Raw genomic sequence first — 24,669 nt, 5'->3', positions numbered from 1 at the left:
GTCCGTCAGCGCAGCACGAGGGATTCAGCAAAAACGGTGCCTCTGGAAAACCTTATCCGGCGCACTTCACAGGAATCCGCGCGACAAAACGCGTCCCCGCATCTGTTGACGAACTCACCGAAAGCGTCCCGCCGTGTGCCTTGACGATCTGCGAACAGATGTATAGCCCCAAGCCCAGGCCGCCGCTCGGCTGACTGGTCGAGGACCGCCAGTACGGCTCGAAAACCTTTGCGAGTTCGTCGAGCGCAATGGGATGGCCCCCGTTCGCAACGCTGATGACCAGATCGTCGGTATGAATTGCAGCATCGACGTGCACCGGCTGTTCCGGCGCGCCATGAGTCAGCGCGTTGGCAAGCAGGTTCGACAACAACTGCTGCACGCGGCCCCGGTCGCAATCGATACTGCCATCCACGTCGATATGTTCCAGCACAATGCGCCCGGGGTTCGCCGTGCGCAATTCCGCGACGACATCGGCAAGCGCATCGGACATGTCACTGGCAGGAGACAACGCCACGCCCAGTCCGCCGCCAAGCCGACCTCGCGCGAAGTCGAGGACGTCGTCGATCAGCCGCGACATGCGTTTGGTCGTTGCCCGCAGGCGCGTCCCCAGCGACACAATAGCCGGGTCGTCACGGCGCGCCAGCAACTCTGCGGTCGCGCCAACAGCCGCCAGCGGGTTGCGCAGATCGTGACCAAGCACTGCGATGAACTGCTCGCGTAACTCTGCGGTCGCGCGTTCGTCGAGAAGCGCGGCTTCGGTCGCCGAACGCTCTTTTTCGCTCTCGAGCTGCAATGCAATCAGCTCGGCGAAGAGCGTGAACATGGTGAGCGTACGGGTGTCCGACACCACCGCCGGACGCGGATCGATCGCACAAAGGTCGCCAAAATATTCACCATTCGGCAGGATGATCGGCACCGAGATATAACTTTCGATGTTATAGATACGCGGCGTATGGTGGTTCTGGTAGAGCGGATCGGTGCTCGCGTGGTCGACCGTGATCGGGGCGCGCAGAGCCCTCGACTCGCTGCAAAGCGTGGTGTGAACGTCGAGCTGGCCGCCCGCCACGAGACCGAATTGAATCGTGTCGTGAACGGCGCACGCGGTCCAGGTTCCTTCGGTGACGCGCGCGACCGCCGCGAATCCGAGACCGGTGTTTTTACAGATTACGCTCAGCATGGATGGCACTGCGCCGATGCGCGCCACCGCAGCTACGTCGCGGGCGATATCTTCGTCGCGATCACTCATGGACGCGCGTCAAGGTAATAAAGAGCTGCATGGGGTTCAAAATTTGGCTTCGGGTTTCCGGAAAAATCGACATTACCATGTACTGCACGATACAACATGTCGGGCCAATCTGACCGTTTTGCGAGTACCACCAAGGTAAAAATCACTGATGTTTCCGCACTCAATCTCATACAAAGAAGACCAATGACCGGAGCAGTCCTTTCCAAGTCGCCCACGGGCATTTCAGGTTTCGACGACGTGACCCTTGGCGGCTTGCCTCACGGCCGTCCCACCCTGATGTGCGGCGCAGCCGGTTGCGGCAAGACGCTTTTTGCAATGACCTTCCTCGCCGAAGGCGTTCTCAAGTACGGCGAACACGGCGTGCTGGTCAGTTTTGAGGAATCGGCGGAGGACCTGGCGGCCAACGTCGCGTCGCTCGGATACGACGTGAACGCCCTGATCGAGCAAAAAAAACTTGCCATCGATCACGTGAAGATCGACCCGACGGTCATCGAGGAAACCGGCGATTACGACCTCGAAGGCCTGTTCGTGCGCCTCGATTACGCCATCCGGAGCGTGAACGCCAAGCGCGTGGTGCTCGACACGCTCGAAGCGCTGTTCGCGAGTTTCCCGAATCCCGTTCTGCTGCGCGCGGAGTTGCGGCGGTTGTTCGACTGGCTGAAGGAGCGCGATGTCACCGCAATCGTGACGGCCGAACGCGGCGCGGGCGGCCCGGGGCAGCTCACGCGCCATGGCATCGAGGAATATGTTTCCGACTGCGTGATCCTGCTCGATAACCGCGTCGAAAACCAGGTCAGCACGCGACGCCTGAGAATCGTCAAATATCGCGGTTCGGCGCATGGAACGAACGAATACCCCTTCCTCATCGATACCACCGGCATCAGCGTGCTGCCCATCACATCGGCGGGCCTGTCGCACGTCACGTCGAACGAAACCACTTCCACGGGCATCGACGATCTGGACGGCATGCTGGGCGCGGGCGGCTATTTCGTGGGTTCGAGCGTGCTGGTTTCGGGGCTCGCCGGCACCGGCAAGACCACTTTCGCCGCCAAGTTCGTGGAAGCGCGCTGCGCGCTCGGTGAGCGCACCCTCTGGTTCGCCTTCGAGGAGTCGCCCGAGCAGATCGTGCGCAACATGCATTCCGTGGGCTTGGATCTTGCGCAGTACCTGGGGGAGTCCCTGCGAATCGAATCGGCGCGTCCGAGTTTCTTCGGGCTGGAAATGCATCTTGCGCGAATGGCGCGGGACATCGAATTATTCAAGCCGACCGCCGTGGTGGTCGACCCGATTTCCGCGTTGCGCGGCGTCGACGCGGAAGTGCATGCGACGCTGCTGCGGCTCGTCGACCTGCTCAAGGCGCACGGAATCACTGCAATTTTTACCAGTTTGACAAGCACCGATCAGGCGTCGAGCATCAACGACCGCAGCATTTCGTCGCTGATGGACACATGGATCTCGTTGTCGCATATGGAAACGAATGGCGAGCGCAACCGGCTCGTGTACGTGCTGAAATCGCGCGGCATGGATCACTCCAACCAGGTTCGCGAATACAAGATCAGCAACGAAGGAATCGCCATGGTGCCGGCCTATGTAGGAGCGCGGGGCGTGCTGACCGGTTCAGCGCGGCTTGCGCAGCAAGTTCAGGAACGCGATGAAATCGCCGCGCGGGAAGAAGCCGTGCAGCAAAAAGTGCGTGAACTCGCGCGACGCCGCAAAGTGGTGGAACTGCAGGTTGCCGAACTGCGATCAACGCTGGAAGCCGAAGCGGCGGAACTCGAGGCGCTGATTACGCAGCGCGACGAACGCGATCGCACCCGCGATGCCGATCGCGCAGACATGGCGCGGGTCAGGCAGTCAAAGCAATGACCAACCACGAACCGTTACCAAACGCCGAGCCTTACCTGTTGCGCCTGTACGTGGCCGGGGAAACGCCGAAATCGCTCGCCGCAATCCGCAACCTGCGCGCATTGTGCGCAACGCATCTGGCCGGGAAATTTTCCATCGAAGTCATCGATTTGCGCGTGAATCCGCAACTCGCCGCTGCCGATCAGATCCTCGCCATTCCCACGGTCGTGCGAAATTTGCCGTCGCCGCTTAAAAAAGTCATCGGCGATCTCTCCGATACTGAACGCGTGCTCGTCGGCCTCGACCTTCGTCCGGGGATCCGCTCATGAACGCAAGTCCTGCCGGCGCGGACAGCGGGCTTTCGTCGACAAGGCCGCCATCGGCCCAGCTTGTGCTGCGCCTTTACGTCACGGGGAACACGCACCGCTCCACGCGCGCCGTGGAGAATGCCAGGCGTTTGCTCGAGGTCTACGCGGCGGGACGTTTCGAGCTTGAAGTCATCGATATCTATGTGCATCCCGAAGCGGCCATCGCCGCGCAGATCATCGCCGCGCCGACGCTGGTGAAGCTCAATCCCGGACCGCTGCGCCGGGTGATCGGCGACTTGTCGGACTCGAACAAGGTGCTCGCCGCGCTTGGCCTGAATGCATTCGACACCGCTGGCGCCGCGCCCCCCGCGCCCGAGAGCGCTTCCATCAAACCTTGACGCGCATGCCCGATCAATTCCGCGACCCACCCGTTGTATCGTCACTGGACACTGCGTCCATAGAAGAACTGCGCGAGCGGCTGCGCGAAGCGGAAGACACGCTCGACGCCATCCGCAGCGGCGCGGTGGATGCGGTGGTCGTCGGCAGCGACGAGGACAGGCGAATCTATACGCTCGAAAGTGCGGACCGGCCGTATCGTGTGCTGGTGGAGCAGATGCAGGAAGGTGCGGTCATGCTTTCCGGCGACGGCACGATCCTCTACGCCAACGAACGCGCCGTGCAATTGCTCGACCGCGAAGTGGAGCATGTGGTCGGCCATGCGTTCAGCGCGTTCGTGCTTGAAGGACAACACGTACGGCTTGTCGAATTGCTGCAGGAAAGTGCGACCGGTCCCGCTCGCGACGAACTCACGGTGTTGTCAGCGAGCGGCGAAACGCCGGTGTATTGCAGCTTCAAGGCGCTCGATGCCGAACGGGACCGCGACCGCCTGATTTGCGGCGTGATCTCCGACTTGTCCCAGCAGCGGCAGATGGAAGCGCGGTTGCACCAGGCGCAGAAAATGGAAGCGGTCGGACAGTTGACGGGCGGTCTTGCGCACGACTTCAACAACCTGCTGCAAGCCATTCACGGCAATCTCGAACTGGTGAAACGCGTGCCGGCCGATTCCGAGCGCGTGCTTCGCTGGACCGACAATGCCATGCGCGCGGTGAGCCGCGGCGCGAAGCTGACCGCGCAACTGCTGGCGTTTTCGCGCTCGCAGAAGCTCGAACTGAAAGCGGTTGCGCTCGCGCAGCTTGTGCACGGCATGGCGGATCTTTTCGATCGCACGCTGGGTCCATCGGTCGATCTGAGGCTGGAACTCACCGACGAACACGCGCTTGTCATCGCGGACGCAACGCAGCTCGAGCTCGCGCTCCTCAACCTCGCGATCAACGCCCGTGACGCCATGCCGTCGGGCGGCTTGCTGCGCATCGGGACGGTTTCGAAGACGATCACGGACGACGCCGATCTGGCCGATGGCGACTACGTGGAACTGAGCGTGGCCGACACCGGCACGGGCATGCCCGCCGATGTCGCCGCGCGCGCCTTCGAACCGTTTTTCACGACCAAGGAAGTCGGCGCGGGTACGGGGCTCGGACTGGCGCAGGTGTACGGGATCTGCCGGCAAGCGGGCGGCCATGCGCGTATTGACAGCAGTCCGCGCGGCACGCGCGTGTCGCTGTTCCTGCGCCGTTCGCCTGAAGCGCAGGCGGCGCCAGACCCATCGGCGGCGCTGATCGTCCAGACCAGCAACGCCGGCGCGCCGCGCATCCTCGTAGTCGATGATGACCCGGATGTTCGCGCGTTCATGGTCGACACGCTGGTGTCGCTGGGGTATCGGGTCGAGTCCGCGGCGAGCGGGCGCGCGGCGCTGCACATGATGGCCGAAGCACAGCCCGACTTGCTGGTGCTCGATTTCGCGATGCCGCATCTCGACGGCGCGGCAGTGGCGAAACTCGCGCGTGAGAAAGGCTATGCCATGCCGATTGTGTTTGCCAGCGGCTACGCGGACAGCTCGGCGCTCGATGCCGCGATGGGCACCAACATTTCGCTCTTGCGCAAGCCCTTCTCGATCGCGCGGTTGTCGGCGGCGGTCGCCGCGGCGTTGTCGCTGGAACGCTGATTCAGTTCACCAGCGGCGCGATGCCGACGGTATGGCCACGTTCGCAAGCACAGGGGCAATCGCTTCTTCGATGCCGGTATCGCCCCTTTGCCGCGCGTGCTCGGATTCTTCGGCAAGCCGGTTCACTTCCCATTCGCGCTGCCATTGCTCGACTTCCTGACGCCGTTCGATGGCGAGCCGGGCCTCCTCTTCCTCGTCGATCCACGCAGAGAACGTGGAGAATGCGCGTTCCATCGCTTCGTAATGGGCCGCCGGGCCGAAGACCGTGAACAGCAAACGCTCGCCGTGTCCGGGATGGGTCCAGTAGATCGCGAGTTCCTGATCGGCAACGGCGTCCGCTTTCGTGTATCGCGCGGCATGTCCGCTCGATATTGTTTCTGCCGCCGCTGCCGGCGCGAAATCGTTCCAGCGCATCATCTCTTCTCTCGATGCTACGAACTTCGGCGTTTGCGGTTTTTCATCGCGCGCGACGCGTTCCTTCGCCACGACCTTGACCGGCCAGTCGAAGCTGCCCGAACGCAGGCGCTGGAACTCGCCTGGAGCATCGCTGGAAATGAATTCCTTCGATACCCGGTTCACGTTCAGTGTGCGCGAAGCCAGCCGCAACATCAGATCGACGCCGCCGCCGAGCACGCGGATACGGCGTTCGTCCTCGCGGATTTCGGCGACGCACGGCGACGACACCGTCGACTCGCGCCGGTCGTCCATATAGCCATGCACCCAGAGAACCGCCAGCACGAGCAACGATACCGCGACCGCAACGTCGGTCTGCGGCGCGAGCGCGAGCCCGGCAAACAGCATGGCGATAGCCACGGCGAATATGCTGATCTTCATGAACCGCCCAAGGGCGGAATCAGCCTGGAAGAAGGCAAGCAACCACATTGGATTTTCCCGGATCTTTTCTTTGTTTTGACTTCATATCCGCAGCCGGCATGCACGAAGGGTCTGGCTTCGCCCGGCCTGCGAAATGCACGATGCCTCGCAGAACACTGGATAACACTTCAAGGAAACGCTGCGGAAACCCCCGTTGCCGCAGCGCCCCTTTCTCTCACACACACGACCCCACCAGTTTCAGCAATGAATGATGCACGCGGCCTACTGCACCGCCCTCTCATTGCGTCCGCCTTTTCCACCCATTCCGTTTGCGACTTTCAGTACATGCCTACAAATGCCTTTGCTTTCGACTTCGCTTCGTTCACGCGCGCAGTTCGCGCACGAGCGCGGCCGTTTCTGCGCCGATGCTGCGAGCGTCTTGCGCGTCGCGCCTGCGTCGCGCATTCGCAGACGTGCGGATGCTCGTGACGCCGCTGGCAGAACACCTTGCGCGCGCTTCCGTCGGTGTGCAGCCAAACCGTTCCTTGAACGCGCGGTTAAACGTCGATTCGCTCATGAAGCCGACCGCACATGCGATGGCGCCAATCAGATCGCGGGTGTGCATCGGCGATTCGAGGCGGCGCATGGCTTCATCGAGCCGGCGCGCGCGCACGTAGTCGGCCACGCCGCCCATCGGCTCGAAGAGCGCGTACAACGCCGTACGCGATACCTTCAATGTGTCCCGCAAGCGCGCCGGACCGAGATCGGGATCGGCGAGATTGCCTTCTATGTAACTGAGCGCCTGCGCCCGGACCATGGGCGTGAGGCGTGGGTCGCCGGACTCCTCGCAGCGCTCGGCGCGGCGCAGCACGCACGCGGCCAGGAAATCGAGCGTGGCTTCGCCGGCGACGCTCGATTCTTCGTCGTCCATCGATGCAGCCACGTTCGCGAGACTGCGCACGTGCGATGCAACCAGCCGTCCGATCGGGTCGGTGGCTTCCCATGACAAACCATGCATCCGCAGCAGTCCGCCGGTGCGCCGGTCGATTGCCTGGCGCGGAATCATCAGCGTCAGCATGGGCGCATCGCGGCTGATGCCGATGTTTTCGACCGCCAGGTCGCGCACGACCACGGAGCCGAGCGAGACTTCATGCGTATCGCGGCCGAACGTGGACAACAACCTGCCGTCGAGCAGGCAATGAACCAGGTAATGGTCCACGCCGGAGGTCGCGATCTTGCGCTTCGTGCGCTGGAACGCGACTTCACCGTGCGTGATGTGAGACGTGAGCAGCATGCCGCCTAGCGTCCAGCTTTCCTGGCTGGCCCTGAACGGAGTGACCGGCGTCTTCGGGCGCTGGATCTCGAACATGGCGTCGAGTCCCTCGCGCCAGATTTCCTCGGCATCGTTTTCCGCGAAATCGGCGCTGTCGAACTTGAGGATCAGTGGCATCGCTTTACTCTGCCTTTGTTATTAAGCTGGCTGACTTTATATACCGGACCGGCAACAGTTTTGAAATAAAGCTGATTACCAGATGTTTCCTTTCGTTCAGGATGATTACCCGGTAACTCCGCACTTATTATCGGCTTTCGGCTGTAAAACTTTAGCGCGCGTTTAAAACGGCGGGATGACGAACGTGGAATCGAAAGTCACGCAAAAGCACGCTGCAGCGCGGCGCAGGCTCTAAAAACCGAATCGAATGAAGGCCTCGATCAAGATCCCGATAAAACCGGCAGCCGATCGAAACTGCGCCGCACGAGATGCCATCGAACGCGTTCTTGCGATTCGTGATCGAGTTCTGTCAGAAAGCGCGTTTTCCCGGCAATAACGGCGCCCACCGGCACGCCATCACGATAAAGCACGCGATTACCCGGAATGGCGGGGACTTTCTCGCCCGGCAATAACGTTCCCGCGAGATTCAGCGGATCGACCGCGCTGATGGCGATCAGGCTGCCATCGGCGGGACGGTTGCGCATGTCGCGCAGAAGCGGCACGGCCTCGGGCAATGCAAATTGTTCACCCGACAAGCCGGCGACAAAACGGCCGCCGCGAATCTCGCCGCGCGCTTCCAGGCGGTGGAACACCCGCAGCAGGTCGCGCCACGGCGGCAGCCAGTCGGCCTCACGGTCGAGCAGACGCCAGAAGACGACGCCGTATCGGCGCAGCAGGGTCATGGCGACGTGTTCCAGTGCATCTCCCGGTGCGCCGTCGCTTTGCGGGCGGCGCAGCAACGCCCAGCGTCCCGCGTCATCCATCCCGCCTATGAAACGCCCTCCCCGCCTTGGCCGGCGGCTGGAGAATGCGTTGCGCCGCGAGGCCGGCGCGAGCAATGCGCGCAAGCCGGCGAAACTATCGGCGTTGACCAGTCCCATCGATACCAGTTCGCCCAGCGCCGTCTCGAGTTCGGTGTCGAGCAGGCGGACATCGGAGCGCAGCTCGTCGAAGAACATGGCGCCGTGTTGTGTGAGCGCGTCGAAGACCATTTGCGCACGCGATGACGGTTCGGGCGACTGGACCGGCTGCATCAGCGCATTCCACGCCGGCAGGTTGCGGCGCGGCAGCAGGACGATAGGCGTGGTGCGCACCGGGCCTCCGGCGCTGCGCGAGCGTATGCCCGGACGGCTCCAGACCACCTTGCCGGCGCGGCAGAGGTCGTCGAGCCAGGACATCGAATATTCGCCGAGACGCGCGGGCAGGATCTCGTCCTCCCATGCCACCGCCGGGGCTTCATAACCCTCGAGCTGCTCGATGACCGACATCAGCGCGTCATGGCCGTCGGCATGCGGATCGGCTCTGGAATCTGCGCTCAAATGCTGCCAGTCGAACTGGAAGCGCATGAAATCCTGCAACTCGACCGGTTCGATCTCGCGCCGCAGGCGGCGCACGGTGTATCGGTGGATACGAGCGAGCAGATGACGCTCGCACCATTCTTCTTCCATGGCGCCCGGCGTGAAGCGGCCGCGCATGACATATCCCTCGGCTTCGAGACGCGTCAGCGCGAGCGCCACCGGCGACGCCGGGACCACGAGCGCGCGTGCGATTACCGCGACGGGCAGCGGACCAAAACCGCTCAGCCGCGCGCGTATGATTTCAACGAGCGCATCGTCTTCTGTCCAGGCGTCGTCGAAGCCCTGCGGCGGCTTCAAAGGCGGTTGCATCGGTGCGACCGGATGGATGGCGCGCACGCACGTGAGACGTTCGACCGGCACCCACAACCCCTCCTTCGATGCCACCTGGAAACGCGTCGCACGGTCCGACTGCGCCAATGCGGTCAGCCATGCAGGCCAGCCTTCGTTGGCTTCAGCCTCGGCGTCCGTGATGCACGCAAGCGTGGAGAGCGCTTCATGCATTTCATCGGCGTTACGCACCGACGGCCACGCTTCTTCCCGCACGCCCGCGATGGCGTCGGCATCGAGCGCGCCGAGATCATCGGCGGAATCGGGATCGGTCCAGCGGCGGGCCAGTACGGCTTGCGTGCGGCGTTCCTCGATCGGGGCATCGTCGAGAAAGGCGTACGGACGCGCCGACAAAACCTCAGCCGCCAGCGGCGACGGCGCGGGCAGATCGCGCGTGACAAGCCTGATATCGCCACTTTCGATACGCCGCAGCAACGCCAGCCACGCGTTGCAATCCATGGCGTCGTGCAGGCAGTCGTCAATAGTCTGGTCCACCAGCGGGTGATGCGGCACTTCGCGCTCGCCCACCACGTTTTCGATGCACGCCGCCTGATCCGGAAACACGGCTGCAAGCAGGTCCTCACTTTTCATCCGCTGCAGTTGCGGCGCAACGCGTCTCCCTCCGGCATAACGCGGCAACGCCAGCGCGTTGGTCGCGTTCCAGCGCCAGCGCACGCCGAAAAGCGGCGCGTCGAGCAGCGCCTGGATCAGCACATGTTCCGCCGTGGCCGGACGCAGATAACGCCAGACTTCATCGAGTGGGAAACTGTGGCCGCCCGTCAGCGACAAGACGATCGCGTCTTCAGTGGCCGCCGCCTGCAACTCGAAGTTGAATGTGCGGCAAAAACGCTTTCGCAGCGCGAGTCCCCACGCACGGTTGACGCGGCTGCCGAACGGCGTGTGAATGACGAGCTGCGTGCCGCCGGAGGCATCGAAGAAACGCTCCATCACGAGCGTATCCTGTGTCGGCAAGACGGATAGCGCCGCACGCGACCGAGCCAGATATTCGATGATCTGCCGTGCCGCTGCCTCTCCAATGCCCGTGGTTTCATCGAGCTTCGCGATCGTTTCTTCAACCGTAGATGAGCCGAGCCACGTATCCACTTGCTGATGCAAGCGCGCTATCGCAGCCGAGAGCTCATCGCTGCGTCCGGGCGCTTCGCCAAGCCAGAACGGAATGTTCGGCGGCTGACCATGTGCGTCTTCCACGCGGACCCGGCCGCCTTCCACACGCAGGATCTTGTACGACGCGTTGCCGAGCTGGAACACATCGCCGGCAAGACTTTCGACCGCGAAATCTTCGTTGACCGTGCCGATCTGCAAGCCTTGCGGTTCAAGCAGGACCGCGAAGTCCGCGTTGTCGGGAATCACGCCGCCGGACGTGACAGCGGTCAGGCGCCCGCCGCGCCGGCCGCGCACCGTATGCGTCACCGCATCGCGATGCACATAAGCTCCGCGCACGCCGGTTCGTCCCGTGTAGCCTTCGGCGAGCATCCGCAATACCGCATCGTATTGCGCACGTTCGAGCGAGGCGTACGGCATTGCGCGGCGCACGAGCGCGAACAACGCGTCCTCACGCCATTCGCGGCTCGCGACTTCGGCGGCGATCTGCTGTGCGAGGACATCGAGCGGCGCGTTCGGGATATGCAACGCATCGAGTTCGCCACGGGCGACGCAATCGAGCAACGCCGCGCATTCGATCAGGTCGTCGCGCGACTCGGGGAAGAGCCGTCCTTTTGGCGTGCCGCCGACCTGATGCCCCGAACGCCCGACGCGCTGCAAAAAGCCGCCGATCGACCCCGGCGAGCCGAGCTGGCAAACGAGCTCGACATCGCCAATATCGATACCCAGTTCCAGCGATGCCGTCGCGATCAGCACCTGCAACTCGCCGCGCTTCAGGCGCTGCTCGGCATCGAGCCGCTGCTCCTTCGCAAGACTGCCGTGATGCGCGGCGACCGCGGTCTTGCCGAGGCGCTCGGTGAGATGGCGCGCGACGCGCTCGGCCATGCGGCGCGTATTCACGAACACGAGCGTGGTGCTGTGCATGCCGACAAGTTCGGCGAGCCGGTCGTAGACACGCTCGCGCACGTCATTCGACATGATGGCGTCGAGCGGCACGGGCGGCAGCTCCAGCGCGAGATCGCGTTTGCGGACGTGGCCGACATCGACAATGGAACACGGCCGGTTGCCCGTCAGGAACTTCGCGACGAGTTCGATCGGCTTTTGTGTCGCCGATAACCCGACCCGCACCGGCGTCTCCTGCCGCCGCTCCATGCACAGTGCATCGAGCCGCTCGAGGCTCAGCGAAAGATGCGCGCCGCGCTTGTTCCCGGCGACCGCATGGATTTCATCGATGATCACCGTGCGGACCGTCGACAACATCGAGCGTCCGGAATCCGAACCCAGTAGCACGTAGAGAGATTCCGGCGTGGTGACGAGGATATGCGGCGGCCGCTTCCTGACAGCGTTGCGTTCCTTTTGCGTGGTATCGCCGGTGCGCACGGCCGCGCGAATTTCAACCGGCGGCAGGCCGAGCCGTTTCAGTTCCGCCGAGATCCCGGCGAGCGGGTCTTCGAGATTCACGCGGATATCGTTGGAAAGCGCCTTCAGCGGCGAGACGTAGACCACGGAGGTCTCGTCGGACAACGGTTCCTTCACGCTTTCATGCACGAGCTGATCGATCGCCGCAAGGAACGCCGTCAATGTCTTGCCCGAACCGGTAGGTGCAGCGACAAGCGTCGAGCGCCCGGCTTTCAGCAGCGGCCACGCGCGGGCCTGCGCCTCGGTGGGCGCGGGGAAATGCCGGTTGAACCAGTTCGCAACGGCGGGATGAAAGCCGGCGAGCGGTTTTGGAGTCATTTTCCTGGCTGCGGTCATATCACTAGTGTATTAGCGGCGCGCAAAACGCGTCCGGCTCGCTGTGCCTCCGTCCGCCAAAATGATCGATTCAATCAAATAGACGATCGATTTGCGCATTTCATCAATCGAGACTACACTTCATTTTGATCATTCCAATCAAACATATGATCGATTCGAGCACTCGACTCGAGATCACCTCTCAGCAGGCATTACACCGGAGACCCGCATGGCCCAGTTCCCAATCAAGCGTTCAATCGAGCGTGTTCCCGGCGGCATGATGATCGTGCCGTTGCTGATCGGTTCGCTGATCGCGACCTTCCTGCCCGGCATGCCGAAGTTCTTCGGCTCCTTTACCAGCGCGCTGTTCACCGGCGCGTTGCCCATTCTGGCCGTGTTCTATGTGTGCATGGGCGCGAGCATCGATGTCAAGGCCACGCCGTATCTCATCAGGAAAGGCGGCGCGCTGTTCGCGGCGAAGATCGGCTCGGCGATCGTGGTGGGTATTGTGCTGGGGCACTTCCTGGGCGAGCAACCGGTGTCATCGGGCATCTTCGCCGGCATTTCGACGCTGGCCGTCGTCGCCGCGATGAACGATACCAACGGCGGCCTCTATATGGCGCTGATGGGCCAGTACGGCCGATCGGAGGACGTGGGCGCGTACACGATCATGTCGCTGGAATCGGGACCGTTCCTGACCATGGTCACGCTCGGCGTGGCAGGGTTGTCGGCGTTTCCGTGGCCGACACTCGTAGGCAGCATCCTCCCGCTCGTCGTCGGCATGCTGCTGGGCAACCTGGACCGTGAAATGCGCGACTTCCTTGCGCGTGCCGTGCCGGTGATGATCCCGTTTTTCGCACTGGCGCTGGGCGCGAGTCTCGATCTGCACAAGGTCTGGCAAGCTGGATTGCTCGGCATCGGACTGGGTCTGGCAGTCGTAGTCGTGACTGGCATTCCGCTGTATTTCACCGATCGCATGACCGGCGGCACGGGCGTGGCGGGCGTCGCAGCCGCGAATACCGCGGGTAACGCGGCGGCCGTTCCCGCCTTGATCGCGGCGGCCAATCCGGTCTATAACGAGGCCGCAAAAAGCGCCACATTGCTGGTTGCGGCATGCGTGGTAGTGACCGCGATCGTGTCGCCCATCCTGACCGCCGCTGTTGCCAAACGCGCGAGCGCGCGTGCCGAAGCACGCCGCGTCCTGAACAAAGAGGCCACGCGATGAACACCCGCAGCATCCTCATCATCGCAGACGATCTGTCGGGCGCGGCCGATTGCGCGATTGCGTTCGCCGGCGCGGGACGGCGCACGATCGTGACGCTGGATGCATCGAGCGCGTTGAAGGCAGGCACCGATGCAGATTCGATCGATGTGATCGCCGCCGATACCGACACTCGCCGCCTCGCATCGAACGCTGCCGCGCGCCGGACCGCCGATGCATTCAGTACGCTCGCCGCACCTGGCCGCCGCTTGTACAAGAAGATCGATTCGACCTTGCGCGGCAACTGGGCCGCCGAAGTCGCGGCGCTGCAACCGCGTGCGGGTCTCGCGATCGTCGCGCCCGCGTTTCCGGCGACCGGGCGGACCACGCACGGCGCGCGCGTGCTGGTGCATGGCGAGCCGCTCGAAAGCACGGATACATGGAAGCTGGAAAACGCCGACCGGCCGGCCAACGTGCAGGCCATGCTGGAAGACGCGGGTCTGCGTTGCGCTTCGATCGATGTGGACACGCTGCGCGGCGACGCCGAGGTTCTGCGCAACCGCATCCGCGCGACGACGAAGGAACGCATCGAGGCACTGATCGTCGATGCCCATACCGGCGGCGACCTCAAGCGCCTCGCCGAAATCACCTCGCGACTCGACCACGAACTCTTCTGGGTAGGATCGGGCGGACTCGCGCGCGAACTGGCGACGCTTCCCGATCTCTTCAGCAACCCGCCGAGCGAGCCGCTCATCCACGAGAAACAACATGGCCCGATCCTCGTGCTGGTCGGCAGCTTGTCGTCCGTCTCCGAGCGCCAGTGTGCGATGCTCCGGGAGCGTGCGGGCATTGCCGAACTGATCGTGCCGCCAGCCGTATTGCGCCAGGGCGCGGGTGCGGAAAACGAGCACAGCGAGTGGCGCGAATGGCAATCGAAGATCGCCGATTTTCTCGTGAAACGAATCGATCTGCTGGTTCGTATCGGCCGCGACGATGCCTTCGATCCCGCCGAAGGCGCGCATCTGTCGAATGCATTGGCCGCGCTGGTCGCACCGCACTTCGAGCACATCGGCGGGTTGATTGCGACCGGCGGCGAGACCGCCCGCGCGATGCTGAGCGCCACGGGCATCGGCAGTCTCGATTTGCTGGCCGAAGTCGAAGCCGGCGTTGCGGTTGCACGGCCTTCTGCGCCACTGGCATCGCGCCCCGCGATTGTCACGAAGGCCGGCGCATTCGGCAGCGAACATGCGCTGTTCGGCGCGTGGGAACACCTGCAGCGGCTGCCTTTACCAACAACTAACACGCATTGAATCCAGGCGAGCGCGATTTCAATCAAAGCGTAACGAAAGCGCCCCACATACACGGAGTAACACCAAGATCATGAGCAACTATCTTCCCGTAATCGGCATCACGATGGGCGATGCAAGCGGCGTCGGCCCCGAGATCGTCGTCAAGAGCCTCACGCACAAAGTGGTCTACGAACAATGCCGTCCGCTCGTGATCGGCGACGCGCGCCGCCTCGAACAAGCCAACGAGATCGTCAACGGCACCGCGAAGATCCGCCGCATCAAGGACGCGACCGAGGCGAAGTACGAGCCGGGCACGATCGACTGTATCGACCTCGACCTGATCCCCGATGACCTGCCCTTCGGCAAGCTGTCGTCCGTTGCAGGCGACGCGGCCTACCAGTACATTGCGCGTGCAGTCGAGCTGGCGGAATCGAAGCAGATCGACGCCATCTGCACCGCGCCGCTCAACAAGGAAGCGCTGCACGCCGGTGGCCATAAGTATCCCGGCCACACCGAAATGCTCGCGCATCTCACGGGCGTCAAGGAAGTATCGATGATGCTCGTCGCGCCGCAATTGCGCGTGATCCATGTGACGACGCATATCGGCATCATCGATGCGATCAAGAAGATCGAACCCGGTCTCGTGCAGCGCACGATCGAACGCGGCAACGCCACGCTCATCAAGGCAGGAATCGCGAAGCCGCGCATTGGCGTTTGCGGCATCAATCCGCATGCCGGCGAGAACGGCTTGTTCGGCTATGGCGAGGAAGAGGAAAAGATCATCCCGGCTGTAAAGGTGCTGCAGGAACAGGGACTCGATGTCACCGGTCCCCTCCCCGCCGATACGCTCTTTTTCCGCGCCGGCCGCGGCGACTTCGACCTCGTGGTCGCGATGTACCACGACCAGGGACATGGTCCGGTGAAGGTGCTCGGGCTCGAAGCGGGCGTGAACGTGACGGTCGGTTTGGAAGTGATCCGGACGTCGGTGGATCACGGCACGGCGTTCGACATCGCAGGCAAAGGGATCGCCGACGAACGCAGCCTGCTCGAAGCCCTGCGCCAGGGCGCGGAACTCGCGACGCGGCGCGGCTGATCGTGATGGCGGCGGTGTCCGGTCGTGTAACATCGGCGGCCTTGTTCTTCGCTTGAGCCCATTGCCATGAAAGCCGCCGACCGCCACCGCGCCATCCTCGATCTCGTCCTCACGCGCGACGCCAATGTCGAGCAGTTGAGCGAGGCGCTGGGGGTGTCGGAAGCGACCGTGCGGCGCGATCTGACCATGCTCGCGAAGGAGCGCCGCCTGGTGCGTACCTACGGCGGCGCGACGGCGCTGGTCGGAGCGCATGAGCCGGAGGCGTCGCTGGAAGAGCGCAAGTCGGCGCAGCGCGAGCAGAAAGAAGCGATCGCGCAAGCCGCTGCGCTGCACGTCCAGGACGGCGACACCGTTCTGCTCGATGGCGGCACGACCTGCGCCGCTCTCGCCCGGCAGTTGAGTGCGCATCACGATTTGCATGTGGTGACGAACAACCTGCTTGCGGTGATGACGCTGGCCAATGCGCCCGGCGTGAGGATCACGCTGATAGGCGGCGATTTGAGGGCTTCGAGCATGAGTACGCTCGGGCCGCTGGCTGAACTTGTGCTGAGCCGTTTGAGCGTGGACGTGGCGTTCCTCGGTGCGGATGGCGTAGCCGCGGATTTCGGGCTGTGCGAGGCGACGGCGGAGCAGGCCTATCTGAAGGATTGCATCATTCGCCGCGCGGCGAAGGTGATCGTTCTCGCCGATGCCGACAAACTCGGCCGCGCAAGGCAACAGCACTGGACGCCGCTTGAACGGGACTGGACCTTGATCACCACCGATCTGGCCGGGGCTGAACGGCTTGCGCCGTTCAAGGCATTGAAGGGGGTCGGGGTCCAGGTCGTCGCGATGGACGCTTAATGGACGCCTAATGGACGCTTAATGGTCCCGCTTAATGGACCATTAAGCGGGACCATTAAGCGCTGGTCGAGCCCCTGGCCGACTTGTCCGCATCCGCCGCACGCTCCAGCAACAATTCTCTCTCCCTCGCGTTCCTCGTCATCGACGCGGCACGCTCGAACGCCTTGCGCGCTTCTTCATGCCGGCCGAGCCTCGCCAGCAGATCGCCCCTGACGCTCGGCAACCAGTGGTAATTCCTAAGCGCTGCATCTTCAGCCAGCCCGTCGACGATCTCCAGACCCGCTGCCGCGCCGAACGCCATCCCCACTGCCACTGCGCGGTTCAACTCAACCACAGGCGAAGGCGCCACCACGGACAACGCATCGTACAAAGCCACGATTTGTTCCCAGTCCGTCTCCTCCGCGCGCCGCGCCCGCGCATGACACGCCGCCAGTGCACCCTGCAGCGCGTAAGGTCCACGCCGCGCGTTCAATGCCTCGGCGCGCGCCAGCGCAGCCAACCCGCGCCGGATCAGCAACGGGTCCCAGCGGCTGCGATCCTGATCCATCAGCAAGATCGCGCGGCCGTTCGGGTCGGTGCGCGCGTGAATCCGCGATGCCTGGATCTCCATCAGCGCAACCAGTCCGTGGACCTCGCTTTCATCGGGCGCGAGGCCGGCCAGAATGCGCCCCAGGCGCAAGGCGTCATCGCACAAGGATGGCCGCATCCAGTCGTCGCCGGCCGTGGCCGAATAGCCTTCGTTGAAGATCAGGTAGATCACTTCGAGCACCGACGCGAGCCGCGCCGCGCGTGCATCGGCCTTCGGTACTTCGAACGGCACGCGCGCCGCCGATAACGTCCGCTTCGCCCGCACGATCCGCTGCGCGATGGTCGGCTCGGGCTGCAGGAAAGCGCGCGCGATTTCATCGGTGGTGAGGCCGCCGAGCAGGCGCAAGGTCAGCGCAACCCGCGCATCGAGCGACAACACCGGATGACACGCGGTGAACACGAGCCGCAGCAGGTCGTCGCCTATGTCGTCTTCGCGCGCGGCGCCGAGGGCATCGACAAAATCCGGCGTGACATGCTCTTCGCGCGCATCCATGTCGAGCCCCAGTTCCTCGTGTTTGCGGGCGTGCAATGCATCCTGGCGCAAGCGGTCGAGCGCGCGATGCTTCGCCGTTGTCACGAGCCACGCGCCCGGATTGTCAGGCACGCCATCCACCCGCCAATGTTCGAGCGCCGCAACCAGCGCGTCCTGCGCGAACTCCTCGGCAAGCGATACGTCACGCACCAGCCGCGTGACCACCGCGATGACCTTCGCCGATTCCAGCCGCCATACGGCTTCTATCGCGCGATGCGTGGCCTGATCCTGCTCGCCCGGCGTTTCGCTCACGATGCGGCCGCCGCTGTTGCTCTGGCGACCATCTGCATGGGCTCGTGGAATCGCTTGTGCATTCAAAGTCCTCGTCATTCTCAGTCGAGCATCAGCATCTAACGCCGCGCGGGCAGAAGCTCACGGAAGCGATCGAAGGCCTCGCCCGAGCCCAGCTCATCGAGTTCGTACAGTCGCCGCACTTCTATCTCGCCGCTTTCGTGCTCGCCCATCGGCGCTGGAAAACGGCGCACCCATTCCACGGCTTCCTCGCGCGAACGGACCTGGATCAGCGTGTATCCGGCAATCAACTCTTTCGTCGCGGCAAAAGGTCCGTCCGTGACCGTGCGCCGGCCGTTCTCGTAACGCACTCGCCAGCCCGTGGCGCTCGGATGGAAACCGCTTGCATCGAGCAACACGCCGGCTTTCGAGAGTTCCTCGTGATACGCGCCCATTGCGCTTAACAGCGCTTCGTCCGGAAGAACGCCTGCTTCGGTATTTTCGTTGGCCTTGACCATGATGATGAATCGCATCGCCGTCTCCTCGAGGTTGGAAGCAAGAACGCGCGCTGCGCTCTCATCTCCACGACGATTCACGATTCACCGAATCGACATCGTTTTAATGACTTTCGACGATCCTGAGCAAACGCTCACACCCAGCACGGCGCGATCTTGCGAACTTCGACCTCGCACCACTCCGCGGCCGGACACGCCGATGCAATCTCGATCGCCTCTTCCTGCGTCTCACACGTGAGCATGAAAAAGCCGCCGATCATTTCCTTGGCTTCGGCGAAAGGCCCGTCGGTCAGGCTCGCCTTGCCGTCGCGCTTCTTGACCCGCAATCCGTCCGATGCCAGCGATTCACTCGCAACCAGCAGTCCACGCTCTTTCAGCCCCGCGCCGAATTCGACCATGCGGTCGTAAAGCAACCGCCCTTCGGCTTCCGTGCGTTCAGCGCGCTGACCAACGGGTTCGGCAATGAGCAGCATGTAAGGCATGACGTCTCCTGAATGATGTGTGTGCCCGGGTTTGCGACACAGGCTCAAGGTAACAAGTGTCCCGCGAGCTTTCAATCCGTTCATTTACTTGGCCAAGCACCCTTCGCAGTAATGCGAAACCCGCTAAGCTGTCGGCCTTCCAACCGCCGCGTGGGCCGCTCTCTATTAATTTATGGTCGATTTATCCGTCTACGCCGGCCTCTTTGCGGTCGCCCTGATCGCGGCGACGCTCTTTCCCCTTCAATCCGAAGCACTGCTCGCCGGATTATTGATTGCCCATAAGCAACCAGTCTGGATGCTCGTCGCGGTCGCGAGCGTGGGAAACGTGGCGGGATCGACGATCAACTGGGCGCTTGGACGCTCAATTGAAAAGCTGCGCGACAAACGCTGGTTCCCGATCAAGGGACGCGCACTCGATCGCGCCGAGAACTGGTACAAGCGCTTCGGCCGATGGACCTTGCTCCTTAGCTGGACGCCGATCATAGGCGACCCGCTCACGATGATCGCCGGCGTTCTGCGCGAGCCGTTGTGGTCGTTTCTCGTGATCGTGACGATTGCCAAGACAGCGCGCTACGTGGTGATTGCCGCATTGATCGCGATGTGACGGCACCGCGGCTGTCCAGAAAATCAAGGTCAGAACAAGCGCAATGGGGCCGGACCGAAGTGGCAGGTATTTTCTGACTGATGAATCATCCCCGCTGGTAAACGCTGACATCCGAATCGTCCGTTCAAACGTAATACATCAATTGCGCATTGAAGCGCGATTAAACTGACGAAAGAAACTGGCGCTTTAACGTTTGCGCCATCTGACGCTTCCTACATAAGCTGAACAAAACGGTCTTTTTGCCTTCTATTTGCGGCTTAAACCACAAAAGTTTTTGCTAAGGTGCGTTAAGTGGCAAAAACAAATCACCTTGAAGTAGACTCCCCGCTTAACGGGTAAGGCGTACTGGATTCATTGCTCAATACCCGCGGTAACGTGTAATTAATACTGATTCGCCGCGGCTCTCGAGAACATCACATTTCTACTGACCACCTGGCTGCTTTCTTCCGACACCATGGCTATGACTCTGGACTATCTGCTGGACCGGCAAATTTCTTCGCAATGGCGTGGCGTTCTCGTCGCGCTTGCCGAAGAGTTCGACACGCAGATCGGCTGCGATGAACTCCGTCAGTTGATGCAACGCGTCGGTCGCCGCTTCGCAGCCGCGCATCCGCTTCCCGCGTGCAGCAATACGCCCGAACTGGGCGCTGCCTTGAATGCGGTCTGGAACGACGTCGACTGGGGTTTTGTGGAAGTGACGGACGAGCCGGAGTATCTGCGCATCGTGCATTGCTGCCCGCCACTGCTTGCATTCGGCGCGAACGCATTGCCGTGGACGCCGGCGTTTCTCGAAGGCGCCTATCAGGAATGGCTGAGTGCGCTCGGCGCTGACGGGCTCGCCGTGGTGCAGGCAGGAGAATTCGACGAAACCGCTGCAGTCGAGTTCCGGCTCGGCCGATATACAAACTAAGGCGTCAAGTCATTCAGCGCGGTATTGAAGCAACACAGCACGACCACGAATAAACAGTCGATCAGGCATCAACCCAGATAAAGCGCCATGAGCGCACAGGTCACTGGCCAGTGATCGCAAGGGTTACGCCCAAAGTAAAACCGAGAGTACGAGGATGCAGCACATGAACCCTTCGCGCGATATTGAAAAGCTCTTCGATCAGTTTGGCGGCGATGCCAGCGACTATCAGGAGATCGGCCGGGAAAACGAGGCAAGTCACGCGCGCACGCGCTGGCCGCTGCTCGCGACGCTCGACCTGTCGCAGCCGTCGATTCCCAATGTCTCGCAGAATCGGGATTCGCTGCTTTCTCCGGTGCACAACCGCTCCGCAGAGCCGCGCAAGAAAGCGTGGGGCGCGCCGGCAGAAAGCGAAGCGGCCGATGACGAAGCAGTGCACGGCGCGCCCGCAAACGCGACGACCAAACCGGCGTTCACGCGTGACACACGCCCGCGCCTTTTCTCGCGCCCGAACCGCAAGACCATTCCTCCTGTTGCGAATATCGCGCTGCCCGGGTCGCCGGTCGGTGCGCAACGCTTCTCGGCGCTCGTGGATGCGGTCGAGGGTGCATCGAATGTCGAGGAAACGCCTGTCTTGGCTGCAGCGGTTACACCGGACCTGATCGCACGGCTTCAGCCGCAGGCTCTGGCGCCGCAACAACAACAGCCACCGCATCGGCCGACGTTGCCGCGCTCGCAGCCGCTGTCCACGCCGGAGAAGCTGCCCGGTTTTGCGAGCGCATTCCAGGTGCCACGTCCGCAGCCGGTCACGAAGCCCTCGCTGCCACGCATTCAGCCGACGCAGCCCGTCTCCGAGCCGGGCGCGCAATCGATTCTCGCAAAGGCGTTCCGTCCGCAAGCCGCAAGCCCCGCGCAAGCCCCGCAGCAAGCCCCTCAGCAAGCCGGCGCGCCGCGCTCCGACTCGCTCCAGTCGATGTTCGAGCGTCTGCGCCGACCGGCTGTGGCGGCATCTTCGAATGAAACAACCGTCGCGGGCTCCTGGCTCGCCAAGCGCGCGTCACGGTCATGAAGGTCATTACCGTGGTATCCGCCAAAGGCGGCGTAGGTAAAACCACGCTCGCCGCCAACCTCGCCTCCGTGCTGGCCGCCCGCGGGCGCCGCGTGATTGCGCTCGACCTCGATCCGCAAAACGCATTGCGCCTGCACTTCGGCATTCCGCTCGACAGTATCGACGGCCTGTCGCGCGCCACGCTCGCCAACGAAGCGTGGCAAACCGTGATGTTCGATGGAGTAGATGGTGTCACCGTCGTGCCCTACGGCGCGGTCCTGGAAGACGATCGCCGGCACTTCGAGGCGTATATCGACCGGGAGCCGCAGTGGCTCGCGCAGTCGCTGGAGACGCTCAAGCTCGACACCAACGACATCGTCATCGTCGATACCCCGCCGGGTTCCTCCGTCTATACACGCACCGCGCTGACCGCCGCGAACTTCGCGCTGAACGTGGTGCTGGCGGACGCTGCATCGTATGCAGCCATCCCGCAGATGGAACGCATGATCGAGGCCTACGCCACGCCGCGAGCGAACTTCGCGGGCACGGGTTACGTGGTGAACCAGGTGGACCAGACGCGCCAACTGACCAAGGACGTGCTGAAGGTCTTGCGCAACATGCTGGGCGGCAAGATGTTCTCGGGTGTCATTCATCTCGATGAAGGCGTAAGCGAATCGCTCGCCTGCGACACCACCCTGATCCATTACGACCCGCTGAGCCAGGCGACCGCCGATCTTCGCGCATGCGGCGAATGGCTCCTGAATTCAGTCGATGCTATGCCGGTTTCTCCGAGGAACGTCGCATGAACAAGCCCCGCGCACGACGCCTTTCCGAAGCGGACGAAATTCCGTCGCGTCTCGAACGCCTGGTCGATTCGGGCATCTGGAACAGCCGGATCTTCAGCGGCCTGCTGACCGTGTTCGCCGTCGTCACGATGTACTTCGTGTGGACGGTGCCGATGGTCGCGACCCAGCAGTTGATCTTCGCGTGCTGCTGCTTCGGGTTCGCAATGGCGCTGCGGCGTCTGCGCGGCCAGTACGCCACACTCGTCATGATCATGTTGTCGGTGACCGTGACCGGGCGCTACATGTACTGGCGCCTGACCGAGACGACCTACTGGGAACGTCCGCTCGACGCCGCGTGGGGTTTGCTGCTGGTCACCGCCGAAGTGTATTCCGCGATCGTGCTGATGCTCGGGTATTTCCAGACGGCGTGGCCGCTGCAACGAAGGCCCATGCCGTTGCCGCAGAACCGCGACGAGTGGCCGACCGTCGACGTTTTCATTCCGACCTATAACGAGCCGCTCGGCGTGGTGAAGCCGACCATCTACGCGGCGCTCGCAATGGACTATCCGAAGGACAAGATTTCGATCCATGTCCTCGACGACGGCCGCCGTCCCGACTTCAAGGCCTTCTGTGAAGAAGTGGGTGTGACGTGGACCATCCGCACGCACAACCGGCATGCGAAGGCCGGCAACATCAATGAAGCGCTGAAGACCACGAGCGGCGAATATCTCGCGATCTTCGATTGCGATCACATCCCTACGCGCTCGTTCCTGCAGATCGGCCTCGGCTGGTTCCTGAAAGACAAGCTGCTTTCGATGCTGCAGACGCCGCACCACTTTTTCTCGCCCGATCCGTTCGAACGCAATCTCGGTACGTTTCGCAAGGTGCCCAACGAAGGCGAGTTGTTCTACGGCCTCGTGCAGGACGGCAACGACCTCTGGAACGCGACCTTCTTCTGCGGCTCGTGCGCCCTCTTGCGCCGTACGATGGTCGAGGAGATCGGCGGTATTGCGGTGGAGACGGTGACCGAAGATGCACATACGGCGTTGAAGCTGCATCGGCTGGGTTATACGACCGCGTATCTCGCGATTCCGCAAGCCGCGGGGCTCGCGACGGAAAGCCTGTCGGGGCACATCGGCCAGCGCATTCGATGGGCGCGCGGCATGACGCAGATTTTCCGTATCGATAACCCGCTCACTGGCAAGGGTCTCAAGCTCGGCCAGCGGCTCTGTTATCTCAACGGCATGATGCACTTCTTTTACGGCATTCCGCGCCTCGTGTTCCTGACGGCACCGCTGTCGTACCTGTTCTTCGGCGCGCACGTGATCCAGGCGGCGGCGGGCACCATCGCGATCTACGCGTTGCCGCACATGATGCACGCGAGCATCACGAACTCGCGCATGCAGCGCCAGTTCCGCCATTCGTTCTGGGCCGAAGTGTACGAGTCCGTGCTCGCGTCCTACATCACCGCGCCGACCCTCCTCGCGATGATCAACCCGAAGCTCGGCAAGTTCAACGTGACGGCCAAGGGCGGCCAGATCGCGAAGGATTACTTCGACTACAGCATCTCGAGGCCGTACCTGATCTTGCTGGTGCTGAACCTGCTCGGGTTTATCGCGGGGATCGTGAACATCTACATTCACTGGGACGTGAAAAGCGAAGTGAACACGGTCTTGCTGAACCTCGCGTGGACCACATACAACATGCTGATCCTCGGCGCAAGCGTGGCCGCTGCGAGCGAACGCAAGCAGGTGCGCACGACGCATCGGGTCGAAATGAAGATGCCCGTGATGCTGAAGTTCTCGACCGGCCGCACGCTTGCCTGCGAGACCATGGACTACTCGGAAGGCGGCGTGGGCGTGAAGCTGCCGGGCGACCTGCAAGTGCCGTTGCACGAGAAGGTCACCGTATCGCTTTTCCGCGGCGATGAAGAATATGCGTTCCCCGCGACCGTCGGCTTCAGCGCCGTTGGACGCGTGGGATTGCGTTTCTCGGCGCTGACGCGCGAGCAGGAATTCGAATTCGTGAAGACGACTTTTGCCCGCGCCGATGCCTGGACCAACTGGTCCGAAGGCCGTACGCCGGATGCGCCGCTGCGCGGCCTGCGCCATGTGCTGACGGTGGGCGTGGGCGGTATCGGCGCGTTGTTCGAGCATCTTTTCAACGACGCGCGGACGTGGGTAGTGACGCGTACTCCAAGCGCCAAAAAACTCAAGACCAAAGACTGACATGGGTAAGGGAATCACG

Annotated in this window: 20 protein-coding genes; 13 read left to right on the top strand and 7 right to left on the bottom strand. The window is 62.8% G+C overall.

The annotated features are described in order from the left end of the window. Positions 1 to 52: 52 nt before the first annotated feature. Entirely contained in the window at positions 53 to 1,246 is a 1,194-nt protein-coding gene (locus tag AXG89_RS15935) for a GAF domain-containing sensor histidine kinase (RefSeq protein ID WP_062170754.1), read from the bottom strand. Between the two features lie 183 nt (positions 1,247 to 1,429). Here AXG89_RS15935 and kaiC point away from each other — a divergent pair, with 183 nt between their 5' ends. The 4 genes from kaiC to AXG89_RS15915 are packed head-to-tail and all read left to right on the top strand — an operon-like array spanning position 1,430 to position 5,461. Then, positions 1,430 to 3,112, top strand: coding sequence for a circadian clock protein KaiC (gene kaiC / locus AXG89_RS15930; RefSeq protein ID WP_062170752.1), 1,683 nt, complete (start codon positions 1,430 to 1,432; stop codon positions 3,110 to 3,112). Further along, positions 3,109 to 3,420, top strand: a complete 312-nt coding sequence (locus AXG89_RS15925) for a circadian clock KaiB family protein (RefSeq protein ID WP_062170750.1) — start codon at positions 3,109 to 3,111, stop codon at positions 3,418 to 3,420. The genes kaiC and AXG89_RS15925 overlap by 4 nt, the downstream gene beginning before the upstream one ends. Further along, complete coding sequence (locus AXG89_RS15920) at positions 3,417 to 3,797, top strand: circadian clock KaiB family protein (protein WP_062170748.1); 381 nt, start codon at positions 3,417 to 3,419, stop codon at positions 3,795 to 3,797. The genes AXG89_RS15925 and AXG89_RS15920 overlap by 4 nt, the downstream gene beginning before the upstream one ends. A gap of 5 nt (positions 3,798 to 3,802) precedes the next feature. Beyond that, positions 3,803 to 5,461, top strand: a complete 1,659-nt coding sequence (locus tag AXG89_RS15915) for a PAS domain-containing sensor histidine kinase (protein ID WP_062170746.1) — start codon at positions 3,803 to 3,805, stop codon at positions 5,459 to 5,461. A 6-nt stretch (positions 5,462 to 5,467) separates the two neighbouring features. Here AXG89_RS15915 and AXG89_RS15910 read toward each other — a convergent pair whose 3' ends face one another. From AXG89_RS15910 to AXG89_RS15900, 3 genes are all read right to left on the bottom strand, one after another. Next, a complete protein-coding gene (locus AXG89_RS15910) occupies positions 5,468 to 6,343 on the bottom strand; it encodes a hypothetical protein (RefSeq protein ID WP_062170744.1) in 876 nt (291 codons plus the stop codon). A gap of 313 nt (positions 6,344 to 6,656) precedes the next feature. Beyond that, complete coding sequence (locus tag AXG89_RS15905) at positions 6,657 to 7,724, bottom strand: helix-turn-helix domain-containing protein (RefSeq protein ID WP_062170743.1); 1,068 nt, start codon at positions 7,722 to 7,724, stop codon at positions 6,657 to 6,659. A gap of 260 nt (positions 7,725 to 7,984) precedes the next feature. After that, positions 7,985 to 12,325: a DEAD/DEAH box helicase gene (locus AXG89_RS15900; RefSeq protein ID WP_062170741.1), complete on the bottom strand. Its 4,341-nt coding sequence runs from the start codon at positions 12,323 to 12,325 to the stop codon at positions 7,985 to 7,987. 208 nt (positions 12,326 to 12,533) lie between these two features. Here AXG89_RS15900 and AXG89_RS15895 point away from each other — a divergent pair, with 208 nt between their 5' ends. The 4 genes from AXG89_RS15895 (at position 12,534) to AXG89_RS15880 (ending at position 16,730) form a co-directional block, all read left to right on the top strand. Then, entirely contained in the window at positions 12,534 to 13,529 is a 996-nt protein-coding gene (locus AXG89_RS15895) for a 2-keto-3-deoxygluconate permease (protein ID WP_062170739.1), read from the top strand. Then, positions 13,526 to 14,815 carry a four-carbon acid sugar kinase family protein gene (locus AXG89_RS15890; protein WP_062170738.1) on the top strand — a complete coding sequence of 430 codons (1,290 nt, stop codon included), beginning with the start codon at positions 13,526 to 13,528 and terminating at the stop codon, positions 14,813 to 14,815. Before AXG89_RS15895 ends, AXG89_RS15890 begins: the two co-directional genes overlap by 4 nt. A gap of 70 nt (positions 14,816 to 14,885) precedes the next feature. Beyond that, complete coding sequence (gene pdxA, locus AXG89_RS15885) at positions 14,886 to 15,887, top strand: 4-hydroxythreonine-4-phosphate dehydrogenase PdxA (protein WP_062170736.1); 1,002 nt, start codon at positions 14,886 to 14,888, stop codon at positions 15,885 to 15,887. Positions 15,888 to 15,953: 66 nt separating this feature from the next. Then, the gene (locus tag AXG89_RS15880) at positions 15,954 to 16,730 is read left to right on the top strand and encodes a DeoR/GlpR family DNA-binding transcription regulator (protein ID WP_062170734.1); all 777 of its coding nucleotides are present in this window, start codon (positions 15,954 to 15,956) and stop codon (positions 16,728 to 16,730) included. Positions 16,731 to 16,785: 55 nt separating this feature from the next. Here the strand turns inward: AXG89_RS15880 and AXG89_RS15875 are convergent, their stop codons facing one another. The 3 genes from AXG89_RS15875 to AXG89_RS15865 form a co-directional block, all read right to left on the bottom strand. Beyond that, positions 16,786 to 18,180 carry an RNA polymerase sigma factor gene (locus AXG89_RS15875; RefSeq protein ID WP_082771477.1) on the bottom strand — a complete coding sequence of 465 codons (1,395 nt, stop codon included), beginning with the start codon at positions 18,178 to 18,180 and terminating at the stop codon, positions 16,786 to 16,788. 20 nt (positions 18,181 to 18,200) lie between these two features. Next, the gene (locus AXG89_RS15870) at positions 18,201 to 18,614 is read right to left on the bottom strand and encodes a YciI family protein (RefSeq protein ID WP_062003667.1); all 414 of its coding nucleotides are present in this window, start codon (positions 18,612 to 18,614) and stop codon (positions 18,201 to 18,203) included. Positions 18,615 to 18,730: 116 nt separating this feature from the next. Beyond that, positions 18,731 to 19,078 carry a YciI family protein gene (locus AXG89_RS15865; protein ID WP_062002884.1) on the bottom strand — a complete coding sequence of 116 codons (348 nt, stop codon included), beginning with the start codon at positions 19,076 to 19,078 and terminating at the stop codon, positions 18,731 to 18,733. Positions 19,079 to 19,250: 172 nt separating this feature from the next. On the opposite strand from AXG89_RS15865, the gene AXG89_RS15860 reads away from it, so the two are divergent. From AXG89_RS15860 to bcsA, 5 genes are all read left to right on the top strand, one after another. Continuing rightward, positions 19,251 to 19,682, top strand: coding sequence for a YqaA family protein (locus tag AXG89_RS15860; RefSeq protein WP_062170733.1), 432 nt, complete (start codon positions 19,251 to 19,253; stop codon positions 19,680 to 19,682). 454 nt (positions 19,683 to 20,136) lie between these two features. Continuing rightward, positions 20,137 to 20,592, top strand: coding sequence for a cellulose biosynthesis protein BcsD (gene bcsD, locus AXG89_RS15855; protein WP_062170731.1), 456 nt, complete (start codon positions 20,137 to 20,139; stop codon positions 20,590 to 20,592). 163 nt (positions 20,593 to 20,755) lie between these two features. Further along, positions 20,756 to 21,658 carry a cellulose biosynthesis protein BcsP gene (gene bcsP, locus AXG89_RS15850; RefSeq protein ID WP_162916079.1) on the top strand — a complete coding sequence of 301 codons (903 nt, stop codon included), beginning with the start codon at positions 20,756 to 20,758 and terminating at the stop codon, positions 21,656 to 21,658. Beyond that, positions 21,655 to 22,443: a cellulose biosynthesis protein BcsQ gene (gene bcsQ, locus AXG89_RS15845; protein ID WP_062170727.1), complete on the top strand. Its 789-nt coding sequence runs from the start codon at positions 21,655 to 21,657 to the stop codon at positions 22,441 to 22,443. Before bcsP ends, bcsQ begins: the two co-directional genes overlap by 4 nt. After that, a complete protein-coding gene (gene bcsA, locus AXG89_RS15840) occupies positions 22,440 to 24,650 on the top strand; it encodes a UDP-forming cellulose synthase catalytic subunit (RefSeq protein ID WP_062170726.1) in 2,211 nt (736 codons plus the stop codon). Before bcsQ ends, bcsA begins: the two co-directional genes overlap by 4 nt. The last annotated feature ends 19 nt before the right edge of the window (positions 24,651 to 24,669 follow it).

It is taken from the genome of Burkholderia sp. PAMC 26561, from assembly GCF_001557535.2.
In the GTDB taxonomy this organism is placed as follows: Bacteria; Pseudomonadota; Gammaproteobacteria; order Burkholderiales; family Burkholderiaceae; genus Caballeronia.
The sequence above is the reverse complement of the archived record's forward strand: the minus strand, read 5'-3'. Positions and strand labels throughout refer to the sequence as shown.

Excerpts from the sequence above, each read along its gene's own strand:
- AXG89_RS15865 (WP_062002884.1), bottom strand. The coding sequence starts at position 19,078 with ATGCCTTACATGCTGCTCATTGCCGAACCCGTTGGTCAGCGCGCTGAA.
- bcsA (WP_062170726.1), top strand. The coding sequence starts at position 22,440 with ATGAACAAGCCCCGCGCACGACGCCTTTCCGAAGCGGACGAAATTCCG.
- AXG89_RS15900 (WP_062170741.1), bottom strand. The coding sequence starts at position 12,325 with ATGACCGCAGCCAGGAAAATGACTCCAAAACCGCTCGCCGGCTTTCAT.
- AXG89_RS15870 (WP_062003667.1), bottom strand. The coding sequence starts at position 18,614 with ATGCGATTCATCATCATGGTCAAGGCCAACGAAAATACCGAAGCAGGC.
- AXG89_RS15890 (WP_062170738.1), top strand. The coding sequence starts at position 13,526 with ATGAACACCCGCAGCATCCTCATCATCGCAGACGATCTGTCGGGCGCG.
- AXG89_RS15925 (WP_062170750.1), top strand. The coding sequence starts at position 3,109 with ATGACCAACCACGAACCGTTACCAAACGCCGAGCCTTACCTGTTGCGC.
- bcsP (WP_162916079.1), top strand. The coding sequence starts at position 20,756 with ATGAACCCTTCGCGCGATATTGAAAAGCTCTTCGATCAGTTTGGCGGC.
- AXG89_RS15860 (WP_062170733.1), top strand. The coding sequence starts at position 19,251 with ATGGTCGATTTATCCGTCTACGCCGGCCTCTTTGCGGTCGCCCTGATC.
- pdxA (WP_062170736.1), top strand. The coding sequence starts at position 14,886 with ATGAGCAACTATCTTCCCGTAATCGGCATCACGATGGGCGATGCAAGC.
- AXG89_RS15880 (WP_062170734.1), top strand. The coding sequence starts at position 15,954 with ATGAAAGCCGCCGACCGCCACCGCGCCATCCTCGATCTCGTCCTCACG.
- AXG89_RS15910 (WP_062170744.1), bottom strand. The coding sequence starts at position 6,343 with ATGTGGTTGCTTGCCTTCTTCCAGGCTGATTCCGCCCTTGGGCGGTTC.
- kaiC (WP_062170752.1), top strand. The coding sequence starts at position 1,430 with ATGACCGGAGCAGTCCTTTCCAAGTCGCCCACGGGCATTTCAGGTTTC.
- AXG89_RS15895 (WP_062170739.1), top strand. The coding sequence starts at position 12,534 with ATGGCCCAGTTCCCAATCAAGCGTTCAATCGAGCGTGTTCCCGGCGGC.
- AXG89_RS15935 (WP_062170754.1), bottom strand. The coding sequence starts at position 1,246 with ATGAGTGATCGCGACGAAGATATCGCCCGCGACGTAGCTGCGGTGGCG.
- bcsQ (WP_062170727.1), top strand. The coding sequence starts at position 21,655 with ATGAAGGTCATTACCGTGGTATCCGCCAAAGGCGGCGTAGGTAAAACC.
- AXG89_RS15875 (WP_082771477.1), bottom strand. The coding sequence starts at position 18,180 with ATGACGAGGACTTTGAATGCACAAGCGATTCCACGAGCCCATGCAGAT.
- bcsD (WP_062170731.1), top strand. The coding sequence starts at position 20,137 with ATGGCTATGACTCTGGACTATCTGCTGGACCGGCAAATTTCTTCGCAA.
- AXG89_RS15905 (WP_062170743.1), bottom strand. The coding sequence starts at position 7,724 with ATGCCACTGATCCTCAAGTTCGACAGCGCCGATTTCGCGGAAAACGAT.
- AXG89_RS15915 (WP_062170746.1), top strand. The coding sequence starts at position 3,803 with ATGCCCGATCAATTCCGCGACCCACCCGTTGTATCGTCACTGGACACT.
- AXG89_RS15920 (WP_062170748.1), top strand. The coding sequence starts at position 3,417 with ATGAACGCAAGTCCTGCCGGCGCGGACAGCGGGCTTTCGTCGACAAGG.